The 24,552-nt window shown below is 72.4% G+C and carries 19 protein-coding genes and 1 pseudogene; 15 read left to right on the top strand and 5 right to left on the bottom strand.

Annotation, left to right across the window (positions count from 1 at the left end; genetic code table 11):
* The first annotated feature begins 147 nt into the window (after positions 1-147).
* From D7W81_RS14765 to D7W81_RS14720, 10 genes are all read left to right on the top strand, one after another.
* Positions 148-1,095 carry a thiamine pyrophosphate-binding protein gene (locus D7W81_RS14765; protein ID WP_120556010.1) on the top strand — a complete coding sequence of 316 codons (948 nt, stop codon included), beginning with the start codon at positions 148-150 and terminating at the stop codon, positions 1,093-1,095.
* The gene (locus tag D7W81_RS14760) at positions 1,092-2,129 is read left to right on the top strand and encodes a transketolase family protein (protein WP_120556009.1); all 1,038 of its coding nucleotides are present in this window, start codon (positions 1,092-1,094) and stop codon (positions 2,127-2,129) included. The genes D7W81_RS14765 and D7W81_RS14760 overlap by 4 nt, the downstream gene beginning before the upstream one ends.
* A 1-nt stretch (position 2,130) precedes the next feature.
* Positions 2,131-2,328 (top strand): lysine biosynthesis protein LysW, encoded by a 198-nt coding sequence (lysW, locus tag D7W81_RS14755; RefSeq protein ID WP_208721306.1) that lies wholly within the window; start codon positions 2,131-2,133, stop codon positions 2,326-2,328.
* 9 nt (positions 2,329-2,337) lie between these two features.
* The gene (locus D7W81_RS14750; RefSeq protein ID WP_120556008.1) at positions 2,338-3,210 is read left to right on the top strand and encodes a RimK family alpha-L-glutamate ligase; all 873 of its coding nucleotides are present in this window, start codon (positions 2,338-2,340) and stop codon (positions 3,208-3,210) included.
* Positions 3,207-4,250 (top strand): N-acetyl-gamma-glutamyl-phosphate reductase, encoded by a 1,044-nt coding sequence (gene argC, locus D7W81_RS14745; RefSeq protein WP_120556007.1) that lies wholly within the window; start codon positions 3,207-3,209, stop codon positions 4,248-4,250. Before D7W81_RS14750 ends, argC begins: the two co-directional genes overlap by 4 nt.
* Positions 4,251-4,279: 29 nt before the next feature.
* Entirely contained in the window at positions 4,280-5,125 is an 846-nt protein-coding gene (locus D7W81_RS14740) for a family 3 encapsulin nanocompartment shell protein (RefSeq protein ID WP_120556006.1), read from the top strand.
* Positions 5,125-6,120 carry a sulfotransferase gene (locus D7W81_RS14735; RefSeq protein WP_120556005.1) on the top strand — a complete coding sequence of 332 codons (996 nt, stop codon included), beginning with the start codon at positions 5,125-5,127 and terminating at the stop codon, positions 6,118-6,120. The genes D7W81_RS14740 and D7W81_RS14735 overlap by 1 nt, the downstream gene beginning before the upstream one ends.
* A gap of 518 nt (positions 6,121-6,638) precedes the next feature.
* The gene (locus D7W81_RS14730; RefSeq protein WP_120556004.1) at positions 6,639-7,415 is read left to right on the top strand and encodes an SDR family NAD(P)-dependent oxidoreductase; all 777 of its coding nucleotides are present in this window, start codon (positions 6,639-6,641) and stop codon (positions 7,413-7,415) included.
* The gene (locus D7W81_RS14725; RefSeq protein ID WP_120556003.1) at positions 7,412-8,281 is read left to right on the top strand and encodes a [LysW]-aminoadipate kinase; all 870 of its coding nucleotides are present in this window, start codon (positions 7,412-7,414) and stop codon (positions 8,279-8,281) included. The genes D7W81_RS14730 and D7W81_RS14725 overlap by 4 nt, the downstream gene beginning before the upstream one ends.
* On the top strand, positions 8,268-9,344 hold the full coding sequence (locus D7W81_RS14720; protein WP_120556002.1) for a M20/M25/M40 family metallo-hydrolase: 1,077 nt from the start codon (positions 8,268-8,270) through the stop codon (positions 9,342-9,344). The genes D7W81_RS14725 and D7W81_RS14720 overlap by 14 nt, the downstream gene beginning before the upstream one ends.
* Before the next feature lie 5 nt (positions 9,345-9,349).
* Here the strand turns inward: D7W81_RS14720 and D7W81_RS14715 are convergent, their stop codons facing one another.
* The gene (locus D7W81_RS14715) at positions 9,350-10,588 is read right to left on the bottom strand and encodes an MFS transporter (RefSeq protein ID WP_120556001.1); all 1,239 of its coding nucleotides are present in this window, start codon (positions 10,586-10,588) and stop codon (positions 9,350-9,352) included.
* Between the two features lie 99 nt (positions 10,589-10,687).
* Between D7W81_RS14715 and D7W81_RS14710 the strand changes: the two genes are divergently transcribed.
* On the top strand, positions 10,688-11,608 hold the full coding sequence (locus tag D7W81_RS14710) for an RluA family pseudouridine synthase (protein WP_120556000.1): 921 nt from the start codon (positions 10,688-10,690) through the stop codon (positions 11,606-11,608).
* Between the two features lie 85 nt (positions 11,609-11,693).
* On the top strand, positions 11,694-13,214 hold the full coding sequence (locus tag D7W81_RS14705; protein ID WP_147445488.1) for a putative metal-binding motif-containing protein: 1,521 nt from the start codon (positions 11,694-11,696) through the stop codon (positions 13,212-13,214).
* 53 nt (positions 13,215-13,267) lie between these two features.
* Here D7W81_RS14705 and D7W81_RS14700 read toward each other — a convergent pair whose 3' ends face one another.
* Complete coding sequence (locus D7W81_RS14700; RefSeq protein WP_120555998.1) at positions 13,268-13,558, bottom strand: hypothetical protein; 291 nt, start codon at positions 13,556-13,558, stop codon at positions 13,268-13,270.
* A gap of 164 nt (positions 13,559-13,722) precedes the next feature.
* On the opposite strand from D7W81_RS14700, the gene D7W81_RS14695 reads away from it, so the two are divergent.
* The gene (locus D7W81_RS14695; protein ID WP_120555997.1) at positions 13,723-14,763 is read left to right on the top strand and encodes a hypothetical protein; all 1,041 of its coding nucleotides are present in this window, start codon (positions 13,723-13,725) and stop codon (positions 14,761-14,763) included.
* Between the two features lie 10 nt (positions 14,764-14,773).
* A complete protein-coding gene (locus tag D7W81_RS14690; RefSeq protein WP_120555996.1) occupies positions 14,774-15,295 on the top strand; it encodes a GNAT family N-acetyltransferase in 522 nt (173 codons plus the stop codon).
* Between the two features lie 6 nt (positions 15,296-15,301).
* On the opposite strand, the gene D7W81_RS14685 is transcribed toward D7W81_RS14690, so the two are convergent.
* Complete coding sequence (locus D7W81_RS14685) at positions 15,302-19,228, bottom strand: bifunctional serine/threonine-protein kinase/formylglycine-generating enzyme family protein (RefSeq protein WP_120555995.1); 3,927 nt, start codon at positions 19,226-19,228, stop codon at positions 15,302-15,304.
* Between the two features lie 116 nt (positions 19,229-19,344).
* Here D7W81_RS14685 and D7W81_RS14680 point away from each other — a divergent pair, with 116 nt between their 5' ends.
* Positions 19,345-20,289: a sigma-70 family RNA polymerase sigma factor gene (locus D7W81_RS14680; protein ID WP_244227216.1), complete on the top strand. Its 945-nt coding sequence runs from the start codon at positions 19,345-19,347 to the stop codon at positions 20,287-20,289.
* Between the two features lies 1 nt (position 20,290).
* Here the strand turns inward: D7W81_RS14680 and D7W81_RS14675 are convergent, their stop codons facing one another.
* Together D7W81_RS14675 and D7W81_RS14670 are read right to left on the bottom strand one after the other, a co-directional pair.
* On the bottom strand, positions 20,291-21,427 hold the full coding sequence (locus tag D7W81_RS14675; RefSeq protein WP_244227215.1) for an ADYC domain-containing protein: 1,137 nt from the start codon (positions 21,425-21,427) through the stop codon (positions 20,291-20,293).
* Between the two features lie 17 nt (positions 21,428-21,444).
* Positions 21,445-24,552, bottom strand: a pseudogene (locus D7W81_RS14670) (hypothetical protein); the annotation flags it as partial.

Raw genomic sequence — 24,552 nt, 5'->3', positions numbered from 1 at the left:
CATGTAAAAACGCGTGATTACCGAGCAAGACGGTTTTTTCTCGTACATCTATATCTTAAGAAAATCCGCGTTGACGGCGCATGATGCGATTTCCTAGGGTGTCTCACAACAGCTGGAATCCGGGGCTGTGACAGCGACGCTACGGGCATGACTTTCTCGGCGAATCCAACGACCCCCGGGCTGTCGCGCGATGCGCGGACGCCAGATGAACCCACGGCCTCCGGCGGACCGGTGGCGCCTGCTCGCACCGGGGACGGGCCTTCAGGGGCCGCGTCGGACGCGGGCCTGGCGCTGCTGCCAAAGCGGGCGAAGCGCATCCGTCAGACCATCGTGCGGCTGGCGGCGACGCCGTCGGGCTGTCACCTGGGTGGCTCGCTGTCGATGGTGGAGATCCTGGTGGCGCTGCTGGGCTGGGTGATGCGCGTGGATCCGCGCGCACCGAAGGCGCCGGAGCGCGACCACCTCATCCTGTCCAAGGGACACGCGGCGGCGGGGCTCTACGCGGCGCTGGCGGAGTTCGGCTTCGTGGACGTGGAGACGCTGGTGCGCGAGTACAACGCGGACGGCAGCATCTTCACCGGGCACGTGAACGCGGCGGTGCCGGGCGTGGAGTTCGCCACCGGCAGCCTGGGCCACGGGCTGGGGCTGGGCGTGGGGCTGACGCTGGGCCATGCGCTGCGCGGGGAGCACAACCGCACCTTCGTCATCTGTGGCGACGGGGAGATGGGCGAGGGCTCCAACTGGGAAGCGCTCCAGGTGGCGTCCCACCGCAAGCTCACGGGCCTGACGCTGATCATCGACCGCAACGGCGGTCAGAACGACGGGCCCACCGAAGCCATCCTGTCGCAGGAGGCGCTGGTGCAGCGGCTGGAGGCGTTCGGCTTCCAGTCGTTGGAGGTGGACGGCCACGACCTGCCCGCGCTCTGCGCCGCGCTGGAAGCGCCCGTCGTGGGCGGCCGTCCGCGCGCCATCGTCGCCCGGACGCGCAAGGGCGCCGGCGTGCCGATGCTCAAGGGCAAGGGGCCGCACTACGCGGTGTTCACTCAGGAGCACCTGCGCCGGGCGCTCGCGTCGCTGGGGGAGGACGGCCAGTGAGCGCGTCGCTTGCCCCGGCGGTGGACCTGGCCCAGGCGCCGGAGGCGTGGCTCGCCGCGCACCCGGAGCTGTCCTCGCGTCTGGTGTTCCGCCACGCGGCGGCGCGGTTCGCGCAAGACGACGCGCGAGTCCTCTTCCTGGAGGCGGACCTGGGCGGCGGAGGCGACCCTTTCGAGGCCCGCCACCCCCAGCGCTACTTCAACCTGGGCATCTGCGAGGCCACCATGCTGGACATGGCGTGTGGCCTGGCGCACGGCGGGCACACCGTCATCGCGCACAGCTTCGCGGCGTTTGGCGTGATGCGCGCGTGCGAACAGGTGCGGCTGAACCTGGCCTATGCGCGCGCCAACGTGAAGCTGGTGTGTGACTACGGCGGCGTTGCGGGCGCGTTCTTTGGCCCCACGCACCACGCGATTGAAGACCTGGCCGTGCTGCGCGCGATGCCCAACCTCACGGTGGTGTCGCCCGCGGACGGCCTGGAGACGGTGCACGCCACGCGCGCGATGCTGGCGTACGACGGGCCGGTGTACCTGCGGCTGGGCCGCAACCGCGTCACCCGGCTGGACGTTCCGCGCCCGCCGTTCGAGCTGGGCCGCGCCGCGCTGTTGCGCGAGGGCGACGACGTGGGACTCCTGGCGCACGGCGAGGTGGGCGTGTCCGTGGCGCTGGACGCGGCGAAGCTGCTGGAGGCGCAGGGCGTCTCCGCGCGCGTGCTCAACGTGCACACGCTGAAGCCGCTGGACGAAGAGGCGGTCCGCGAGACGGCGTCGCGCACGCGGCTGCTGGTCACGGTGGAGGAGCACAACGTGCTGGGCGGCCTGGGCAGCGCGGTGTGCGAAACGGTGTGCACGCTGGACCTCCAGCGGCGCGTGCTGCGCGTGGGTCTTCAGGACCGGTACGACTCGCGCGCGGGTTCGCATGAAGCCTTGCTCAAGGGCCATGGGTTGGAGGGCGGGCAGGTGGCCGAGCGCATCCTGGGAGTGCTCCCAAGAACCCCGGTGTTTGCCGTGGGATCCGAAACGAGGAGGGACTGACATGCAGGTCCAGAACCCGATGACGGAGTCCGTGACGCCGAACCAGTGCCCGCTGTGTGCACAGCAGGTGCCGGGCGGGAACCGGGTGGTGGGTGAGGTGCTCTCCTGTGACGGCTGTTCCGCCGAGCTGGAGGTGGTGGGCATCAACCCCCTGCGGCTCGAGGAAGCACCCGAGGTCGAGGAAGACTGGGGGGAGTAGCCTCGCGCCATGCGCAAGGTCGACCTCGTCTATACGCGCGTCCGCACGGAGGAGAAGCTCCTCCTCGAAGCGCTGCGCAGGCGCGACTGCGCCGTCAACCTGGTGCAGGACTCCGGGATGGTGCTGTCGATGGACCGACAGCGCGACACCGAGGCCGACACCGTGTTGATGCGCAGCATGTCCTTCACGCGTGCGCGCTACCTGGCCACGTTCCTGGAGATGAAGGGGCTGCGCGTGCTCAACAGCGCGCGGACCATCTCCCTGTGCGGCGACAAGGCGCTCACCAGCGCGGCGCTGGCCGCGAAGGGCGTGCCCATGCCGTGGGCGTTCGTGGCCTTTGACGAGGACGCGTGCCTGGACGCGATTGATGCGAAGGGCTACCCGGTGGTGACCAAGCCCGTGCTGGGGAGCTGGGGCCGGATGGTGGCCCGGTTGGATTCGCGCACCGCGGCCGAGGGCGTGCTGTCCACGCGCTTTGGCACCGGCGGCGCGCAGGACCACGTGGCGCTGGTGCAGGAGTACGTGGACAAGCCGGGCTACGACCTGCGCGTCTACGTCATCGGCCGCGCGGTGGGCGGCCTGCGGAGGCGCTCCGAGCACTGGATCACCAACACCGCGCGCGGCGCCGTGCCGGAGCGCTACGAAGTGCCGGTGGTGCACGCGAAGCTGGCGGAGGCCGCGGCGGAGGCGGTGGGCGGGGACATGGTGGCGGTGGACCTGCTGGAGACGCGCGGCGGCGACATCTACGTCAACGAAATCAACCACTGCGTGGAGTTCGCGCGGAGCATCGACGAGACGGGCGTCCCGCTGCCGGACCTCATCGCGGAGTACATCGTCTCCGGAGCCGGCGGAGCCGGCGGAGCTGGCGGAGCGCGGCGATGAGCGTGCGCGTGGCGGTGCTGGGAGCCGCGGGCTACACCGGCGGCGAGGTCTTGCGCCTGTTGCTCGCGCACCCGGCCGTGGAGGTGGTGCAGGCCACCTCCGGCCAGTTCGCCGGCAAGCGCCTGGACTTCCCTCACCCGCACCTGCGCGGCGCGGCGGCGCTGCGCTACACGCCGCACGACGCGCTGGAGTCCTGCGACGTGCTGGTGAGCTGCCTGCCTCCGGGGGAGCTCATCCAGCGCTGGTCCAAGGTGTCCCGGCTGGCGGAGCGCGTGGTGGACCTGAGCGCGGACTTCCGCCTGGACGCCGCGGGGCACGCGCGCTGGTACGGCAAGCACCCGCGCCCGGACGACGTGCCCGCGTTCGTCTACGGACTGCCGGAGTGGATGGGCGACGCGCTGGCGAACGCGCGCCACGTCGCGATCCCCGGCTGCATGGCGCACGCGGGGCTCCTGGCGCTGCTGCCGCTGCTGCACGCGGGCCTCGCGCGCCCGGACGTGCTGGTGGTGGACGCGAAGACGGGCTCGTCTGGAGGCGGCTCGACGCCGGACCGCTCCTCGCACCATCCGGAGCGCGCGAACGCGCTGCGCTGCTACAAGCCGGTAGGCCACCGGCACACAGGGGAGCTGGAGGGCGTGGTGGCGCGAGTCACCGGGCTTGAGCCCACCATCCACTTCAGCGCCACGGCGGTGCCGGGCGTGCGCGGCATCCTGGCGACGGTGCACGCCTTCGCGGCGCGGCCGGTGGAGGAGGCGGAGGTGGTGCGCGCCATCGCCACGCGCTACCGCGAGAAGCCCTTCGTGCGGCTCCTGCGCCCCAGCGCGTCCCTGTCGCCGTTCCCGGAGCCCGGGCCGCTGCTGGGTACGAACCACTGTGACCTGGCGGTGGACGTGGACGCGGAGCGGGGCCGCATCGTGGTGAACGCCGCCATCGACAACCTGGTGAAGGGCGCCGCCGGCACGGCGGTGCATGCGTTGAACCTGATGCTGGGCCGCCCGGAAACCGAAGGCCTGGGCTTCCGGGGCCTGCATCCGCTCTAGACAGCATTGACTCCAAGGAGCCTCACGCCATGAGCTTGAGCACGAAGTCCCCCGGCGAGGTGTTCGCGGCCGCGGTCCAGAAGCATGGCCCGCAGGCGCAGGTGAACTACGACACGTCCATCGTGGACGCGTTCCCCGGCTTCAAGCGCCGTCCGCGCATCGCGGTGCGCGGCATGTTCAAGACGGCCAAGGCGGAGCGCGACCTTGTGCCCTTCTGGTACGAAACGCACGCGCAGGTGAAGCCCACCGGACCGGTGCAGGACCTGGAGCTGCGCCCGGAGGCGGGCTTCGAGTTCCACCAGGACACGCAGGCGCTCAAGCCCACGCGCGCGTGGATTCAGGTGCCGCGCAACCTGCTGGAGGACCCGCAGTCGCTGGCGCAGTTCATCGACTTCCGGCTGCTGGTGCGGCTGAACACGGCGGAGAACCAGGCGCTGTGCATCGGCAAGGGCGGGGACGGTGTGCGGGGCCTGCTGCACACGCCGGGCATCGTGCGGCTGCCGGCGAAGAAGAACGCAGTGGCCTCGCTGCTCAACGCCTGCGCGCAGGTGGAGCAGATGGGCGGGTCCGCGGACGGCATCGTCATCAACTCGTTGGACTTCTACGAGCACCTGGTGGGCCAGCAGTCGCTCTTGTCGGACCTGGCGGCCATGGGCATCCGGCTGTGCCGCACGCGCATGGTGAACCCGGGCACCATCATCGTGGGGGACTTCACCGCCGCGGCGACGCTGTATGACAGCCAGCGGTCCGTCATCCGGTTCGCGGAGCCGCCGCCGGGCATCTTCCCGCGCGAGGGACTGGCGGCCTACGGCGAGGTCTACACGACGCTCGCGGTGCACCTGCCCACCCACTTCTTCGTGGCGTCGCTCACCTGATGGCCACCGCGAGCGCGAAGGCCGAGGCCGCGCAGCTCACGGTCCTCTACATCACCGGCTGGTGCCGCAGCGGCAGCACCATCCTGGGCAACGTCCTCAACGAGGTGCCGGGCTTCTTCCACGTGGGGGAGCTGAGCTTCCTCTGGAAGAACGCGTACGGGAACGGCTCCAACACGCTGTGCGGCTGCGGCCAGCAGTTGTTGGAGTGCGGCATCTGGAACACGGTGCTGACCTCCGACGTTCCGGCGGGCCTGTCACCCCGCGCGCACGCTGCGGAGGTGGTGCTCCGGCAGCAGGCGGCCGTGCGCACCCGGCACACGCTGCGCGTGCTGGACGAGGCCGCGGATTCGCGGGCGCTCCAGGCACACGCGGACTTTCTCGCGCGCACGTACCGCACCATCGCGAGGGCCACGGGGAGCACGGTGCTGGTGGACAGCGGGAAGTTCCCGTCCGAGGCAGCGCTCCTCCCGCGCGTGGAGGGCATCCGGCCGCTGTACCTGCACCTGGTGCGGGACCCGCGCGCGGTGACGCACTCGTGGACGAAGACGAAGCAGTACGTCGTCCCCATGTCCGCCGCGCGCAGCACGGCGTACTGGCTGGGCTTCAACGCCGCATCGGAAGAGGTGACGCGGAGGTTCCCCAACCAGTCGCTCTTCCTGCGCTACGAGGACTTCATCGCCGCGCCGGATCGCGCCGTGGACACGGTGCTGGACCTGGTGGGCGTGCCGCGCGCACAGAACCCGGTGAAGGGCCGCACGGTGGTGTTGGGGAAGAACCACACCGTCACCGGCAACCCGGACCGTTTCCGCAGCGGCCCCACGCTCCTGCGCGGCGAGGACGACGCATGGAAGGGGGAGCTGGCGTCCGGGGCGAAGGCGCTCACCGTGGCGCTCGCGTGGCCGCTGATGGCGAAGTACGGGTACTTCAGAGGCGCACGGCAGGCTCCCACCGGAGGTGCGGCGCCGGACGCGGCGGGCATGGGAACCCGTCCCTGAACCTGCGGACATGAACTCCGTCCCCGGTGTTGAGAAGGTGAGAACCCGATGGCGGCTCCCCGGCGGCGGCGAAGCGCACGAACTGGTCCGACAGTCGGACCAGTTGGGGAACGGTGGCGGGGGAAGGGCTGCTCCACCCGAAGCGCGCGAATTGGTCCGACAGTCGGACCAGTTGGGGAACGGCGGCAGGGAAGGGCTGTTCCAGCCGGGGCGCGGGAACTGGTCCGACAGTCGGACCAGTTGGAGGACCGAGGCTGGGGCGCTGCCGCTCCAGCCAAGCCGCCGAAAGTGGTCCGACAGTCGGACCAGTTGGGAGAACGCGGCTGGGGGCGGGCTGCTCCAGCCAGGCTGCGGGAACCGGTCCGGCAATCGGACCGGTTGGGAGCGCGGTGGCTGGATGGCTGCCCTTCCATCTGGGCAGCGGAGACCTGTCCGACGGTCGGGCCGGTTGGGACCTTGATGCGTGGTGCGGTGGGCTTACTCGGGCGCGGCTGGCGCCGGCTTCTGGAGGGACGCGGATGGAACTGGGACTCGCCAACAAGGTCGCGCTCGTCGCTGGAGGCTCCAGCGGGCTGGGGCTCGCCGTCGCGGAGGAACTGGCGAAGGAGGGCGCGCATGTCGCCATCGGCGCGCGGGACACGGACCGGCTGGCCCAGGCCGAAGCTCGGCTCAAGTCCGTGGCTCGCGGTGGCCGTGTGCTGGCCACCCGCGTGGACGTGAAGGACGACGCGGACGTGCGCCGCTGGGTGGATGACGTCGCCGCGAAGCTGGGCGCGCTGCACGTCGTCGTCACCAACAGCGGCGGCCCACCTCCAGGCCCGGCCTCCACCTTCGGCGTGGATGCGTACCGGAGCGCGGCGGATGCGGTGTTGCTGCCGCCCATCTCCCTCGCTCTCGCGGCGCTGCCACACCTCAAGAAGGCCGGGTGGGGACGGCTGCTGTTCATCACCTCGGAGACGGTGCACCGGCCGGTGGCCCGCTTCGCGCTGTCCGGCTTCGCGCGCATGGGCATCATCGGCTTCTCCGCCGCCCTGGTGCAGGAGCTGGGCGATGCCGGCATTACCGTCAACGTGCTGGCACCGGGCTACATGCGCACGCCGCCGGTGGAGCGCACCGCGGGCACCGCGGGGGACGTGGAGGCAGGGCTTCGCGCCATGGGCGCGCACATCCCGCTCAAGCGCGTGGGCCTTCCGGAGGAGTTCGCCGCCGCGGCGGTGTTCCTCGCCAGTGAGCGCGCGTCCTTCATCACCGGCACCGTGCAGCTCGTGGACGGCGGCGCGAGCGTCATCGGATGAGCTCGAACCCCGCCACTCCGGTCCGCCGTCCCGTCGTCGTGAAGATTGGCGGCGCGGCGGGCGTGGACCTGGAGAACGTCTGCGCGGACGTGGTGGAGCTCGTTCGCCAGGGCGAGCGGGTCGTCGTCGTCAACGGCGGCTCGGAGGCGGGGGAGCGGCTCCTGGGGTCGCTGGGCCTGGAGCGCCCGGAGGCGACCACCGCGAACGGCAACGTCGTGCGCCTCACCTACGCGCCCACGCTGCGCGCACTCACCATGGCGTGGGTGGGTGAGGTGAACAAAGCAGTGGTGCTGGCGCTGCTCGCGAAGGGCGTCACCGCGCTGGGGCTGTGCGGCGCGGATGGCCGCGTGCTCACCGCTCGCCGGCGCCCGCCGCTCAAGTTGCAGGACGCGGACGGGCGGATGCGCATCGACCGGGAGCACCTGGCCGGTGAAGTCTCTTCGGTGAACGCGGCGCTCCTGGGAACGCTCCTGGACGGCGGCTACGTGCCTGTCGTGTGTCCTCCGGCCGTGACGGAGGAGGGCGTGCTCGTGAACGTGGACGCGGACCACGTGGCGTCATCCATCGCGGCGGCGCTGGGCGCGAAGGCGCTGGTCATCCTCTCCAACGTGCCGGGGCTGCTCGCGGATCCGAAGGACCCCGGAACGCTGGTGCGTGTGAGCGACGATGTGGAGGGCTGCATGCCGCTCGCGGGCGGGCGCATGCGCTACAAGCTGGAGGCCGTGCGCCGGGCGCTTCAGGGCGGAGTCCCTGCCGCGTACGTGAGCGCGTCGCGCGTGGCGCGGCCGGTGTTCTCCGCGCTGGAAGAGGCGGGCGGCACGAAGTTCACCCTTCGGGACAAAGGCGGGGCGGATGCGGGCGCGTGAGCCGGGCGTGGACTTGTTGCGGTGGATGGTGGAGCAGTACAGCCCCAGCCACCAGGAGGCCTCCTTCGCCGGCGCGCTGGTGGAGCGGCTGGGCGCGCGCGGCTGGCGGGCCCACACCGACGCCGTGGGCAACGCCGTCGCCCGCTACGGGGACGGGGACACCGTCATCGCGTTCCTGGGCCACATCGACACCGTGCCCGGCGAAGTGCCCGTGCGGCTGGAGGGACAGAAGCTCTACGGCCGGGGCGCGGTGGACGCCAAGGGCCCGCTGTGCGCGTTCATCGAGGCCGTGGAGCTGCTGGACGACGCCGAGCGCGCCGGCAAGCAGTTCCTCCTGCTGGGCTGCGTGGAGGAGGAGGTCGCCATCACGCGCGGAGCCCTGCACGTGCGCGAGCAGTACGCCCCGGACTTCGTCATCAACGGCGAGCCCAGCGGCGCGCACGCGGTGACGCTCGGCTACAAGGGCCTGTTGCGCCTGGACCTGGAGCACCGCGCCAGCCGCCGCCACACCGCGAGCCGCGACTACCGCGCCGCCGCTGAACACGTCATCGATGCGTGGAACGCGCTCAGGCGCCTGTGTGACGACTGGAACCGCGAGCGCCCGTCCCTCTTCGAACAGAACCTGCCCTCCCTCAACGCCTTCCACACCGGCGCCACGGAGGCGGAGGAGTGGGCCACGGCCGCGGTGAGCATCCGCACCGGCCCGTCCACGGACACGGACAGCCTGCTCGCGGCGCTGGCCACCGTGCCCACCGTGACGGTGCGCACCGTGGCGAAGAAGGACGCCGTGTCCACGAACGGCAACGACGCGCTCTCCCGCGTCTTCAAGCAGGCCATCCGCGAGCGCGGCGTGAAGCCCACGCTGCGCCTGAAGACGGGCACGTCCGACTGGAACACCGTGGCCTCCGCGTGGAGCGTGCCCACGGTGGCCTACGGCCCCGGCGACGCGGCGCTGGACCACACGCCCAACGAGCACATCGACCTGCCGGAGTACGAGGAGGGCGTCGCGGTGCTCGCGCGCGTGCTGGCGCTGTTGCCGGTGAAGGCGCCCGCGGGGAGCTGAGCGCTTCAGATGCCCAGCGCCGCCAGGCCCCGGGAGCGCAGGGTCCGCATCCCCACCACGATGCCGAAGAAGAGCAGGGCGCAGCCCGCCGTGATGGGCCGCACGCCCACCCGGTCCGACAGCGCGCCCTGGCCCCAGACGCCCAGGATGTAGCCCGCGTTCACCAGCAGCAGGAACAGGCTGCTCACGCGCGCCTGCAGCTCCGGCGGCGTGCGCGCCTGGCACACCGTCTTCAAGCCCGTGAAGGCCACGAGGTACACCGCGCCCAGGATGAACAGCGTCACCAGGGCCACCGGCAGCGTGGGGGACAGCCAGTAGGCCGCGGAGCACAGCCCCACGAGCAGCAGGGCCGTCTCCAGGAAGGCCCGCCGCCCCATCCTCGCGACGAGCGCGCCGGAGCCGAACGCCGCGATGACCGCCCCCGTCCCCTGCGCGGTGAGCAGCAGGGACGTGGTGGTCGCGTCCCCGCCCAGCACCTTCAGCGCGAACACCGGCACCAGGCCCACGAAGGGGGAGATGAGCAGGCCCACCAGCGCCCCGGAGCCCAGCGCGAGCGCGATGCCCGGGTCCGTCCACGCCAGGCGCACGCCCCGCATGATGCCGGCCCACAGCGCCTCCACCTTCGGGGGCAGGGCATTCGCCGCCGCGCCGCGCATCCCCGCGAGCGCCAGCAGCACGGCGAGGAAGGACAGCGTGTTGACGAAGAGCGCCCCGGCGATGCCCACCTTCGTCAGCACGAGCGCGGCCAGCACCGGGCCGATGATGCGGCCGAGGTTGAACTGCGCCGAGTCCAGGCTGAGCGCGTTGTGCAGGTCCTCCTTCGGCACCACGGCCACCGTGAGCGCCGTGGCGCAGGGGATGACCAGCGTGCTGAAGGCGCCGTTGAGCAGCGAGATGGCCGCCACCCACGGCACGGACAGGTGCCCCGTGCTGGCCAGCACCGTGAGCAGCGCCGCCAGCAGCGCCTGCGCGCACACGCACACGGCCATGAACGTGCGCCGGTCGAAGCGGTCCGCCAGCGCGCCGCCCAGGGGCGCGAGCACCAGCGAGGGCAGGTGCGTCAGCGCCGCGACACCCCCCGTCCACGCGGCCTGGCCCGTCACCTGCGTGACGTAGACGCCCAGGGCGACGGACTCCATCCACGTGCCGATGTTGGACACGAGCGTGCCCAACCAGAGAAGGGTGAAGTCGCGGTGGGACAGGGCCCGCGCGGAGCCCGAACGGAAAAACGGGAAGGTGGCCACGGAGGCCCCCTTTCTACTGCGCACCCCTGACGCATGCTCGGTGGGCGCACGCCTACACGGTGGTTGACTCCCTGGCTGCCTTGAGAGACGGGGAAGGGCATGACGCGGCACAAGGTTCTCGTGGTTCCCCGGGAGATTGCCGGCGAGCGGCTCGACCGGTTCCTCACGAAGCACGTTCCGGGCCTCACGCCGGAGCGGGCCCGTGCACTGCTGGACTCAGGGCAGGTGCGCATCCGGGGCAAGAAGGCCCAGGCCACGCGCAAGCTGTGGGGCGGCGAGGAGCTGACGCTGGAGACGCCGGAGCCCCGGCCGTCGCCGCATGCTTCGGTGGAGGGGCCGGAGCTGCCGGTGCTGTACGACGACGCGGCGCTCGTCATCGTGGCCAAGCCGCCAGGGCTGGTGGTGGAGCCGGAGGGGCGGGCGGCGTCGGTGGTGGGGCTGCTCGCGGCCCGGTGCCCGCCGTTCGACGTGGAGGGCGTGGCGCAGCCGGGCGTGGTGCACCGGCTGGACCGCGAGACGAGCGGATGTCTGGCGTTGGCCCGGACGGATGACGCGGTGGCGGCGCTCTTGAAGGCGTTCCAGGAGAAGCGCGTGGACAAGCGCTACCAGACGCTGGTGCTCGGACAGCCGCCGGACACCGGGCGGTTGGAAGGGCCGTACGCGAGGGACCCGAAGGATCCGCGCCGCTTCACCACCCGCGTGCCCTCCGCCAGACGGGCGGCGCTGACGTTCACGGTGCGCGAGCGCTTCCGGGAGGGGGCGCTGCTGGACATCGACCTGGACACGGGGCGCACGCATCAGATCCGCGTGCAGCTGTCGGAGGCCGGGTTCCCGGTGCTGGGGGACTCGCTCTACGGCACGGAGGCGGCGCGCAAGCACGCGGCGGCGCTCGCGGTGGGACGGCAGGCCCTGCACGCGTGGCGGCTGGAGGTTCCGTCCTCCGCGACAGGCCAGGTCATCCACGTGGAGTCGCCGTTGCCGGAGGACTTCCTGCGCGGGCTGGCCTTGCTGCGCGGGTGAGCCGGGGTCCGAGGGACCGCGCCGGGCGTGGTAGGTGTTCTGTGTTGGGGAATCCAGCAGTGCAGGGCGTCACGAAGAGGGGAACATGCAATCGCGGATGAAGGTGTGGGGCAGTGTGTCGTTGGTGGTGGCGTTGCTGCTCGTGGGCTGTGGAGACTCCACGAGCCCGTCGGCTCCCGAGCGGGATGCCGGGACGCAGGTCGATGCCGGGACGCAGGTCGATGCCGGGACGGACGCGGGCGTCACGGACGACGCGGGCACGCCCGACAGCGGCGTGGCGGAAGGCCTGCCCTGCGAGAAGACCCAGGGCGTGTGCGCGGGGGCGAAGCGGGCGTGGGTGGACGGCGCCTACGAGGCGGTCTGCACGGCGCGCTCGTATGGCGCGGACTACGAGGCGTCGGAGGCGCGCTGCGACGGTCTGGACAACGACTGTGACGGCGTGACGGACCCGACGACGTGGGCGGATGCCGCGCCGATGCAGTGGGCGCCTGATGACAAGTGGGCGGACAGCCTGGCCGTGGCAGGGGGCTTCCTGTTCGTCTCCTCCGACGGCCTGGCGGCCATCCAGCTGCTCCGGTTCGACGCGTCGCTGACCCTCCAGGGCTCGGCGACCCTGCCGCTGTCGCCCACGCCCATTCGCGTGTCGGGGGCCCAGCTGGTGCGCACCCCGCGCGGGCCGGCGCTCTTCTACGCCGTCGTGTACTCGGAGCCGAACTACCACACGCAGGTGCACTACCTGCAGCTCGACGAGCAAGGCGCTCCCATCGGCTCCGCCGAGGGCAAGGTCCTCCTCGACGGTCCCTCGACCTGGGTGAATGTGCACGTGGCCCCATCCCTGGACGGGGAGCGGCTCGCGGTGGTCTGGACCTGGGACCTCGCGGGGGCCCGGGAGGTGCGGGGCATGGTCGTGGACCCCGCGGGCCAGGTCCTGGTCCAACCCCGCGTGCTGCACCGCTCGGACTCGCTGGACCTCTCCGAGGCGGAGGTCCTGGCCCTGGCGGATGGCGGCTTCCTGGTGAAGGCGAATGAGAACAGGGCAGGCTCGTTCGACGACACGCGCGTCTGGCTGCGACGCCATGACCGCGAGCTCCTCTCCCTGGGAGACGAGCGGATCTTCATCGTGAAATACAGCGTCCTTCCGCGGCTGATCCTGACGGCTCCCATGGAGGAGGGCGGCGTGGGCGAGCCGACGATGCTCTACCGCGAATCACAGGGCCTCACTCCCCGGTTCCTGCAGGTGCGCGCGCTCTTCAGCGACGGAGCGCCCGAGGTGCTGACCTCCACGACGCGGAGCCAGACCCCCGAGTTCGCCGCGATCATGACCTCGCGGGGGCTCCAGCTGGCGTGGCTCTCCGTGCTCTTCGTGGACAATCCTCCTCCTGGCGGAAACTCCTCGTTCGCCTTCGAAGGCCGGCTCTGGGGACGGAGCCCGTCCGGGGTCGTGACGGACTGGACGCCCGGTCCCGCGCCCATCCCTCTTCACGCCGCCGCGAACTGGGTGCGGCTGCATGAGCTCCCGGGTCATCAACTGGGGGCGTTCATCCTGACCGCCACCGACACCCCTCGCTCCTACACCCTGCGGTCCCTGCGTTACTGCGCGCCCTGAGTCCGGCGGCCCGCGGGGAGCAGCCTGGCTCCCCGCGGAACCTGCGGGCGGGGCTACTCGCGGCGGAGGCCGGAGGCGTCCTCGGCTTCGGGCTCCTCGGGCTCCAGCCGGGCCTGACGCTCACTGGCCTCCCATGAGGCCTCCGCGTCTCCGGCGTGCACCCGGGCCGCGGCGCCATCGTCCTGGTCACCGGTCCAGGTGGTGTGGCCTCCCGCGAAACCCTCCAGGGGACGGGCGCCGCGATGCGACTCCACCTCCAGGTCCTTCTGTTCCTGCTCACGCAGCCGCTCGCGCTCCTGCTCGCGTTCGTGCTCGTGCTGCTTCTCGAGAATCCTGTCCGCCATGTCCCATCACCTCCTGCCCTCAAGGTGGAGGCAGCCGTCCCGGGATGGCAGGGGGGCACGGGCGCTCCACGCACGGCCGCATGCCTGGCGTGCGGTCGGCGGCACGGGCGGCGTACGAGGTACGCTCCCGGGGGCTGACAGGGCTCCAGGAGGAACGCGGCGCGATGCACCCGGGCGTTTCCATCATCGTGGATGACACCCGGAGCTGGGGACTGGAAACCCCCGGCCCCGGGCTGCTGCTGCACGTGCCCACCACGGGGCGCTGGGCGCGGCGGCCCGCCCTGCACCTGGAGGCCACTCCGGACTACCGGATCCGTTTGCGCGGCGCGGGACAGACGCTGCTCTGGACCCGCATCGATGCCTACTGGGACCGGGCCACCTTCCTCCGGGGAACGGCTCCGCTCCCCTGGCTCCTGCCACGGCTGTCCGCGCCCGAGGTCCGGGCCGTGGAGGCACCCTCCGGCTCCGAGGCCTGGTGGGAGGCGTGGGGATGGCGGCTGGCGCGTGCGCTGGTGGAGTCCCCGCTGCCCGTGCTCCACGCCGGACACTGGTGTCTGCGCCCCGTGAGTGCCATCTCCGCGGAGGGGGCGGAGCGGCATCCCGTGTCCCCCATGGAGTGGGGCTTCGGTCAGCCTCCGCAGCCACCGCACTCGCTGGCCGCCCTGACGCGGTTCCTCTTCGCGTGGAAGGAGGACTGGTGGGAGACGCTGCCCGGACAGCGGCCGGGCGCGGTGCTCGGGCTGCGCGCGCTCTCTTCCGCGGAGGACGGACGCGTGAAGAGCTGGCGCAAGCGCGCACGGGACGGGACGTTGCCGCCCGTGCTGCTCTTCTACGTGGACATCCTGGCGAAGTGGCTGGTGCTGGATGGCCATGACCGGCTGCACGCGGCGCTGCTGGAAGGCGTGGAGCCACCGCTGCTGGGCCTGTGGCCGTTCATCGACCGGCCTCGTCCCGGAACCGCCGTCCGCGAGGAGGGCGCCCTGTTCAGCGCGGAGTTCCAGCTGCGCAAAGAGGCAACGCCGGAGACCGTGGAGCGCGTCAACCGCATGCTGCTGCTCAACTTCACCCCCGGTCCGAGGGGAACCGTGTCCCGCGCCTGGCCGCTCCAAGGCGGGCGGGAGGCCTGGCGCGAGGAGCTCTCCGCCCGGCGCCGCGGGGGCCAGCCGCCGCTGCTGGACGACCGGGACTGGGCCTGGCTCACGTAAGCTGCCCGGCATGATCCAGGACTTCGAGCGCACGATCACCACCGAGCGGCTGCTGCTCCGCGCTGTTCGCGAGAGCGACCTGGAAGCGGTCTTCGCCCTCCACTCGGATCCGGCGACGAACCGGTTCAGCCGCCGCGGCTACATGGAATCGCGGGACGACGCGCGGCGCATCATGGGCCTCTGGCTGGAGGACTGGGCGCGCGACGGCGTGGGGTACTGGCTGGTGGAGCAGAGGGAGGCGCCCGGCGTCGTCGTGGGACTGGGCGGCCTGCGCCACAAGGAGCTGGAGGGCCAGCGCGTGCTCAACCTGGCCTACCGCTTCACGCCCCAGACCTGGGGCTCCGGGTACGCGACGGAGGTGTCCCGCGTCGCCCTGGCCCTGGCGGCCCGGCACCTGCCGCGGGTTCCCCTGGTGGCCATCATCCACCCGGAGAACGCCGCGTCCTTGCGCGTGGCGGAGCGGCTGGGGATGCGCCTGGACCGGCACGTCACCGAGGACGGCATCCAGAACCGCGTGTATGTGATTGGCTGAAACGCTTCAGCGCGGGTCGAAGGAAGCACAGACGCGCGCGCCCATGCGGACGTCCCGCGCGGTCGCGTCATACGGGGAGAGGTCGGCGCTCGTCGCCATGAAGGCGTCGTTGTACCAGGAGCCTCCCCGGAGCACGACGCTGCCGAACTCCGGTGTCGCGGAGCGTGTGAGCTCGTAGGCGTTGCCCACCATGTCTCGCAGGCCGAAAGGGCTCACCGACGCCGGATGCGTTCCCACCGGGTCCGGTCCGTAGGCCAGGGGCCGCCGGTAATACGTCTCATCGATGTTGGCGTCGTCGGGCTGGAGCTGGTCGCCGTGGGGATAGCGGCGGCCGTCCGCGCCCCGGGCCGCGTACTCCCATTCATGCTGGCCGCACAGGCGCGCTCCCGGCAGCCGCTTCGTCCGGTGGAGCCAGTAGACGTAGCCCTCCAGGTCCTGGGCGGAGACGCCGGACAGCGGGAGTTGCTTCCAGTCGACGCTCGCGTGCCGGGTGCGCTCCGCGTAGAGCAGGGGTTCGCCTTCCGTCACGGTGCGGAACTCCTCGCGGCTGCGATAGAAGGTGAAGACCCAGCCCGTGCCCTGCTTCCACCGCAGGGTGATGGTGCCCCCGTCGCCGAAGTGCGGCTGCTCGAGGATCTTCCTCGCGGGCGCGTCCGGTGGCAGGTCCTCCAGGTAGGTCAACCAGTCGCCGAACGTCACCTCGTCGCGGCCCACCAGGTAGCCGCCGGGAAGGCAGTAGCGATGCAGGGGCGGACTGAAGGTGACGCGGCGCAGGACCTCCGGTTCGGCGCTGCCCAGGAGGAAGCACCCCGGCGGAATGTAGACGTACCCTTCGGGCACCTGCGTGGGGAGCGGGACGCGCACCACCTCGCGGGCGCCGTGCGTGAGGAACACGGGAACGTCCACCGGCACCCGTCCCGGCTGCGTGAGGTGAAGGAGGTACGAGCCTTCCGGGAGGACGAAGCGCGAGGTCCCGTTGCCGGGAACCGCCTCGCGGCGGAATGGCCCGTCGTTCCGGATGACACGCTCGATGGACACGCGTGCCCCCGGGGGCGTGCTTTCGACCGTCAGCTCCGCGGGTTCGCGGAAGCGCCGCAGCCAGGCCTTGCCCTCCTTCGCGACGTCCACTTCCTGCTCCAGGCGCTGGAGCCAGGCGTCGCGCTCGTTGTGCTGGTGGAACGCTTCCGCCAGCAGGACGCGCTCGGACAGGACCTCCGCGATGAGCCGGCGCGTGTCGGAGTGATGGCGGTCCCGGTCCAGGCCGCGCTCCAGGCTGCGGCTGGCGCGGGTGAAGGCCGCTTCCGCCTGGTCGCGCAGGGCCAACGTCTCCGTCCAGTGCTTCTCAGCGGCGCTGCGCAGGCCCGTGGCATCCGTCGCGGTCTCCGGACCCTGCGAAGAGGGCGGCCGGCCATCGAACATCGCCAGCGACTCCTCCCGGCTCGCGAGCGCCCTCGCGGCGAGCGCACGGCCCGAGGCGAGTGCCTCCTTCGCGGTGCCCAGCTCCGCGGCGATGAAGCGGGAGTCCTCCAGGTACGCCTGGAGCTTCAGGCCGCCGTAGGACGCAAGGACGGCGAGGGCGAGCACGAGCGCCGCGAGCCCCCGTCCCCAGCGCGCGCGGCGCACGGCCCGGTGGGACGCGCCCAGGAAGGCCTGCTCCCGGGTGCCCAGCGTGGAGGGCTCCAGGAGCCGCACCTCGTCCAGCTGGCGCTGACCCCAGAGGGCCTCACTGGCGCGGCGCAGGCGGTCCCACTCCGCGCTGGCCGCCTCCACGCGCTTGCGCAGCACGCGGTGCCCGATGTCGTCGTCCAGCCAGTCGCGCAGCGTGCCCCAGCTGCGGATGAGCGACTCGTGGGCAATCTCCCATCGCGGCAGACCGCTCACGGTGCGCGTGTGCAACAGCCGCCCTTCAACGAGCATGCGCAGCGCCGCGCGGGACGTGTCATCCGAGGCGTCCGCCAGGTCCTCCGCGCCACGCTCGATGCGCGTGCCCTCCGCCGTCACCAGCTGGAGCAGCAGCCGCCGCGCCGCCGCGTGCTCCGCGGGGCTCATGCGCGCGAGCACGCCATCCGCATGCCGGGACAGCGCTCCGGCCACGCCGCCCATCGCCTCCAGCGCCGCGCGCGTGATGCGGCCCCCGGCGGAGTCGCGGCGCTCCCACAGCTCCGCGAGCGCGAACTGGAGCAGCGGCAGGCTGCCCACGCCATGCGCCGTGGAGGCGACCAGTGTCTGCACCAGCTCCGGCGACTCGAAGGCCACGCCCCGTGCGCGGGCCGGACCGATGATGGCCTCGCGCACGCCTTCGGCGGACAGCGGCCGGAGGATGTAGAGCGCCCGCTCCGCTTCGTCCCCCAGGCCCGGGAGCGCGCACAGGCGCGTGAGGAAGTCGCCTCGCACCGCCAGCAGCACGCGCACGCCCGGCGACGGCAGGGCCAGCTCTCCCAGGAGGCGGGCGAAGTGCGCGGCCTGTCCGGGGTCGGAGAGGGTGAGCAGCTCCTCCAGCTGATCAATGAAGAGAAGCAGCCCCCGCCCGCGCGCATGCGTCTCCCGCAGCGCCTGTCCCAGCCAGGCCGGCGTGTCCGTGAGCGCGGTGACGAGCTCGGCCTCCCGGCGTCCCAGCACCGGCGCGAGCGCGGCGGCGAATGCCTCGAGCGGGCGGTGGCCGGGCCACAGCGTGACGACGTGCGGCTCCCGTCCGTCGCCCAGGTCTCCGGCCGCCACCCGGGGCAGCACCCCCGCGCGGCACAGCGAGGACTTGCCCGTCCCGGAGTCACCCGCGACCAGCACCAGGGGCCGCGTGCGCAGCCGCTCCAGCACGGCGCGGATGTCGCCCTCGCGTCCGAAGAAGAGCGCCCGGTGCTCCGCCGCGAACGGCGCGAGGCCTCGATAGGGATTGCCGGCGCCGAGCGGCGCGGGGGCGATGGAGCGCTCCAGCTGCTCCAGCGCTTCGCACAGCGCCTCCGCTGAAGCGAAGCGCTCCAGCGGATCCGCCGCGAGACAGCGCAGGATGAGGGCGGCGAAGTCCGGGTCCACCTCCGGGCCCAGCGGCGCGCGGGGCGGCGCGTCCTCCGGTTGGCGCGAGGCGCGGCGGGGCACCTGACCCGTGCACAGCTCATGGAGGATGAGGCCCAGCGCGTACAGGTCGCTCCGGGCGGACGCCGGTCCTCCGGCGAGCAGCTCCGGCGCCAGATAGGGCAGGGTGCCCACGAGCAGCGGCGTGCCGGACGCCCCCTCCGTGCCCACCTCGAAGCGCTCGGCGAGGCCGAAGTCGAGCAGCTTCACCTCGCCCTCGCGCGTGACGAGCGCGTTGGAGGGCTTGAGGTCGCGGTGCAGGACGCCCTGCCGGTGCGCCGCCGACAAGCCCCTCGCCAGGCCCACGCCCAGCGACAGCACCCGGCGCCAGGGCACCGGCAGGGGCAGCTCCGCGAGCGTCTCCCCGACGACGTACTCGGAGACGATGTACGGATGGCCGTCCACCGCGCCCACGCTGAACACGCTGACGATGTTCGCGTGCTGGAGCCGCGCGAGCGCCCGGGCCTCCGTCGTGAACAGGTCGCGGAAGCGTTCATCCGGCCGCGCCGCCGCCATGAACTTCACCGCCACGCGCCGGTCCAGCGACGTGTCGTGCGCCAGGTAGACGATGCCCATCCCGCCCCGGCCCAGCGGGCGCTCCAGGCGGAAGGCGTCGAACGACGGGGGCGGCGTCCAGGGCTCCGGATCCGGCGGGAGCTTGTCCGTCTCCCGCGCGTCGGGGGGCTCCGGGTCCTCCACCTCGGAGCGCTGGATGCCGGGCGTGAGCGTGGCCAGCAGGCCGCGGCACTCACCGCATCCGGCGGCATGGCGGTGCACCTGCGCCAGCGCCTCGTCCGTCAGCTGGTCCTCGAGGAGCTCGACGAGGACCTCGTCGGTCAGGCAGCTGGAAGGGGTCGCTATCACGGAGTCAGGGCCTTCACGCTAGTCACGCGGCGCGCGGCGTTCAATGACACACGCGGGCACGGCCTCCCCCCGGTGCGCGGGGGGTGCGTAAAAGGCGGGCCGGGGCGTGTCATGGTATGGCCTTGCGCATGTCCCAGGTGCCCGCACTGGCCGCGACCTTCCTCTCGCACACGAAGACGCGTTTCGTGTCCCCCTCGCCGGAGGACCTCGCGGCACTCGACGCCCTGTTGTCTCGCGCCTGGGAGGACGCGCAGGCCCGCTGGCCCGCGGTCTCGCTCCCCGCCGCGCCCTTCGTGGCCCATGTCGCGGAACGGCTGCCCCCGGTCAGCCCCACCACGCCCATCGCGCCGCTCGTCTCCGGCCTGTCCCTGGCGGAGCTGTACCTCGCGTGCGCCTGCCTCCAGGGCCACTCCGCCGCGCACGAGGCCTTCGAGCGCAACTACCTGGCCCGGCTGCCGGAGCGGCTGCGGAGCCTGCGCCAGCCCGACGCGATGATTGACGAGGTCCGCCAGCGCGTGGGCGTGAAGCTGCTGGTGGCCACCGCCGGACACGCGCCCGCCATCGCGGACTACACGGGACGTGGCGGCCTGCTGAGCTGGGTGGTCGTCATCGCCAGCCGCATCACCCACAAGCTGCGGGGCCAGGAGAAGCCCTCCACGGAGGACGACGCGGAGGAGCTGTTCAAGGCGCTGCCCGCCCAGGGGTTGGATCCGGAGCTGGACGTGATGAAGCGCCGCCACCACGCGGCCTTCCGTCAGGCCGTGCGTGAGGCCGCCGCCACGTTGTCGGCCGAGGACCGCCATCTGCTCCGCCTCCACTTCGCCGACCGGCTCTCCACGTATGAGATGGCGCCGCTCTTCCGCGTCAATCAGTCCACCATCTCCCGCTGGCTGAAGCGGGTGCAGCAGCAGGTCTACGCGGAGACCCGGCGCCGCCTGCAGGAACAACTGGGCCTCTCCACGGAGGACTTCCAGAGCTTCATCGCCTTCGTCGACAGTCAGCTGGACCTGACGCTCAGCCAGCTGCTCGACGAGAAGCGCGAGCCCCCGGCCGAGGGCTGACCTACTGCACCCGCGCGGGCTCCGCCTTCGGGGGCCCGTAGGACAGGTTGCGCAGGAGCGCGGCCCCGGGCTTCACGTCCGAGCGGCGCACCGTGCAGGTCTCCCCGCCCGCTTCGCGCGTGTCCGCCGCCTCCGTCTGGAACCGGCCGGGGCACTCCTGGAGGATGCCCTCCAGCGCGCGTCCGTCCCGGGTGCGGGAGAGGCAGGTGGCGCCGTCGGGTGCCCAGGCGGCCTCGAAGGAGCCCTTCGCGGGGTCCCACTCGCGGGTCACCTCGGTGGCGCGCTCCAGCACGCCCAGCCGGTCATAGATGTCGATGGTGGTGTCCTGGCGCGTGTGGCTGCGGCCGTTGCCGCAGTAGTCCGCGCGGGCCAGCCGGGTGCACGCCTGGTGGAGGCCCGCCAGGGACTGCCCATCCCGCGAGGCCCAGGGCGCGTAGCCCCACTGGATGCACTTGCTGATGGCGCCGTTCTCACACGCGAAGGTGAGCCGGCCCGGCGCGTCGGTGTGGGCGCCGCTCGCGTCCCACACGCCGCCCACCGCGAATGCCCGGGGCGCCGGGGAGCGGTCCAGCGCGACGCAGGGGTTCTCCCACTCGCGCGCCACCGCGTTCCAGGCCTCGATGCGGTAGAAGACCCGGCCCGGGTCATCCGCCGCGGGCTCCGCGCCGCAGATGGCCACCTCCACGGGCTTGCCGTCGCTGGAGGTGCCCTGGAGCACGGTGCCCACCACGTCGCTGGCCGTCGCCCCGGCTTCGGGTGCGGGGACCGCCCACAAGCGGCCACCGTCGAAGCGCAGGGCCGTCACGCCGGTATCCGCCTGCCGCGGGGCGTCCAGCGCCACGGAGACGAGCACGCTGGTGCGCTCGTCCGTCGGCTTCTCTGGATCCCAGCTGCGCTTGGTTCCCCACAGCATGGTGCCCTGGGGCCGGGCGATGCGCTGGGCCGTCTGGGACTGGCAGCGGCGCGCGTAGCGCTCGGCGTCCGACGGGGCGCTCACGGACCGGGTGGGCCCGGGCTTCGGGGCCACGGGCGGTGCGGCCTGCACACGCGCGCTCAGGAGCAGGAACAGGCACACCGGCAGGGTCTTGAAGGTCGCGTTCACGCTTTCGAGGAGCCCCCGGGCGGCGAATCGATGCACGGAATCCGCCCGGTTGCTCAATCCCAGCCCCGCAGCTGGACGCGCACACGCCGGAGCAGCAGCTCCCACTCCTGGCGCTTGAGGGTCGCCATCACGCGTCCGGTGACGATGGTGAGCCCGGCCAGGGTCATCACCAGGAAGCCGATGCGGTGGTCCCGCAGCCCCGCGTCCAGCAGGTTGGCCACCACGTCCAGCAGGAGGAACAGCGTCCCCAGCGCGAGGTAGGCGCGGATCCGCAAGGCCATTCCCACCGCCACGCCCAGAAGGCAGACGGCGCCAAAGACAATCGCGTATGTCCCGTCCTCGGACTCGCCCATCCGGGCCGCCAGCTTCGCCGCCGCGGGCACATACAAGAGCAGCCCGCCCAGGATGCGCACGGCGTTGCGCGCCGCGTGCGGCAGGCTGGACGTGAAGAGCTGTCCCATCATCAGGAGCAAGAGCCCCAGCGGCGCCAGGTACACCTCCAGCCCCTCCAGTCCGAACGCGAGCGCGGCGAGCAGCAGCGCCAGGTTGCAGGCCGCCGCCGCGAACGTGCCGAACATCCGGCTGCGCTCCACCGCGCCCAGCGCGGCGTACAGCAGGCCGGAGCCTCCGGCGAACAGGGCGGCATCCCCCGTCGCATCGCTGGGAAGAATGAACGCCACCGCGATGGGCAGCAGCGCCGCGAACCGCCGCGTCGCCTGCTCCACGGGGCGCACGCCCGCCCTGCGCGCCAGCACCGTCACGCCCACGAGGACGAAGCCCAGCGACAGCGCGAAGAGGGCGTCATGTTCGGGGCGGAGGCCCTGCGCGTACAGCCCGCGCACCAGCGCGTAGACGCCCACCACCGCCACCTGCACGAAGTAGACATGGCGGCCCGTGTGCTCGCGCCACGCGGCATGCAGGGACACGCCCACGGCCAGCGCGATGGCCGCGAGGGCCAGGGGCAGGACGTCCTCGGAGGCCCGGCCTCCCACGGCGACGGCCGCCAGCAGCGCCGCGCTCCCCACCAGCCACAGGTCGCGGCCCCAGCCCATGCCCCCCGCGACGTCGCTCCGCACGCGGGCCGTCACACGGCGGGCCACGTGAAGGGACAGCGCGCTCCCCGCGGCGGCCAGGGCCAGCGTGGCCCCGGCCAGGGTGAAGAGCTCCAGGTACGTCGGTAGCTCCGGGTCGGGGCTCCACGCGAGGAACACCATCCCCATGGCCACGACGGCGCCTCCCGCCACCATCGTCCCGAGCCCCGCGATGAAGCCGGAGAGCGCCCCGCGCCACTGGAACGCCGCGACCAGCAGCGTCGCCGCGAGCAGCGCGAGCGTCAGGGGGAACGCGATGTTGGCCATCCACGTTCCGCCGAGCCCCTGGAACATCCTCCACACGAGGACCGGGACGGCCGTCGTGGGCGACGTGTCCCCGGTCACGGCCAGTGCGTACAGCATCGCCGTGGCGAAGTAGGGCAGCACGGCCAGGTGGGCGCGCAGCCGCGTCCGGCCCTCGTCGTATCCCCGCCGCTTCGCCAGCCATGGGGCGACGACCACCACCGCGAGCCCCAGCAGCGCCAGCGTGGGCCCGGGCCACGCCTCGACAAACGGCGACAGGTGCGCCCGCGCATGGACGAACAGCATCAGGCCCACGCCCAGGACGCCACGCCCCGGCCCGCGGGCACCGCCCACGAACAGCACTGCACCCGTGGCGAGGACAAGCTCCGCGGCAATCATCCCGGGCTGGAGGAAGGCCGCCGCCACCACGAGCGCTACCGCCGTGAAGGTTTCCCGGAGCAGCGCCGGGAGGAAGGGATTGGGATTCGCATCGGGGCGCAGGGACAAGAGCCGCCGGAAGAACGCGCGTGCCGCGTCCATCCTCGCCACCGTGACCGCGAAGCCGGCGTAGACGAGCCCGGCGGCGGCGATGCCCGCGAACGCGCGCTGCCACAGGAGGAAGCGTGTGCTGTCCGCTGGCATCCAGGCCGCCGGATGCAGCCACCCCAGCGAAGGGCTGATGAGCGGTACCGCCGTGGCGCGAATCCATTGCCCGTCGGGAGGCAGCAGGGCCACCAGGGCGCTTCCCAGCAACGACTGCTGCGCCGCCCAGAGCGCGGCGCCAGGAAGCCCCAGCAGGAGCCCCACGTGCGCCAGGAGCCGCGAGCGGAACGAGGCCGCGAGCAGGACCGCCAGCAACGCGGGCCCCAGCACCAGGAGCGGCGGCACCAGGCCCAGCGCGCGTGATGGATCCGGCAGGCCCACGACGGCGGCGGACTTCAGGAGCAGCACGGCCAGCACGGCCACGCCCAGGTGGGGAACCGCGTGGTACAGCGGCCCGTGCCCGGGCCTCTCCAGGCGCTGGCCCACCCACGGCCCCACGCGCCGCAAGCCCAGCGCCAGGGCCCACAGCGCGATGCCGATGAGCGGCAGGCGCCATGCGCTCACATCCGGCGGAAGCGGCCGGCCCGCGCGATTGATGACGCCGGTGAGCGCGATGAACCCACCGCCCGCGGCGAGCGTGAACACCGAGCCCCGAAGCTGGAACGCCACGAAGCCCCGCGACACGAACGCCAGGAGCGCGCCGGCCGTGAGCAGCGCTCCCGCGAGCAGGGCTTCCGGCCGCTCGGCGCTGACGGGCAGGGCGGCCCAGTTGAGGAGCGTGACGGCCGTGAACGCGGCCTGGACAAGCGCCGCGCACGCGAAGCCATCCGTGAAGAGCGCCCGGCCCCGCGCGCCGAACGGTAGCGGGAGGACGTCCAGCAGCCGCCGGCCCTTCGTTGCTTCGAAGCCCTGGCCGCGAAGCAGCGTGAGCAGCGCGAAGCCGAAGCCCAGGGCCGATGCCACGAGGGCGGCCCGCGCCGAGCCGAAGTCGGAGACCGTGCCCAGGGCCTGTGACACCGTGAGCGCGATGCCCGTGGCGGCCAGGAAGCTCACGATCCGGCTGCGCTCGCGCCGGACGCGGAGCAGCAGCACCGCCGTCGTCAGCGCCGTGGGCACGCAGGCGAGCACCGCCGCATGGGGCCCCGCGACCCCGGCGAGCGCATCCGGCAGCACGGGCGCGACCCCCAGGGCTCGAATCACCCCGAGCACGGCCACGCCCAGCGACACGTCGTCCAGGGGGTGGAACGCGTCCCGCAGGTTCTGTCGCCCCGCCCACGCGGACTG

This window comes from Corallococcus aberystwythensis, from assembly GCF_003612165.1.
Lineage (GTDB): Bacteria > Myxococcota > Myxococcia > Myxococcales > Myxococcaceae > Corallococcus > Corallococcus aberystwythensis.
Note: the sequence above shows the minus strand (reverse complement) of the source record. Positions and strands in the feature narration are given on the sequence as shown.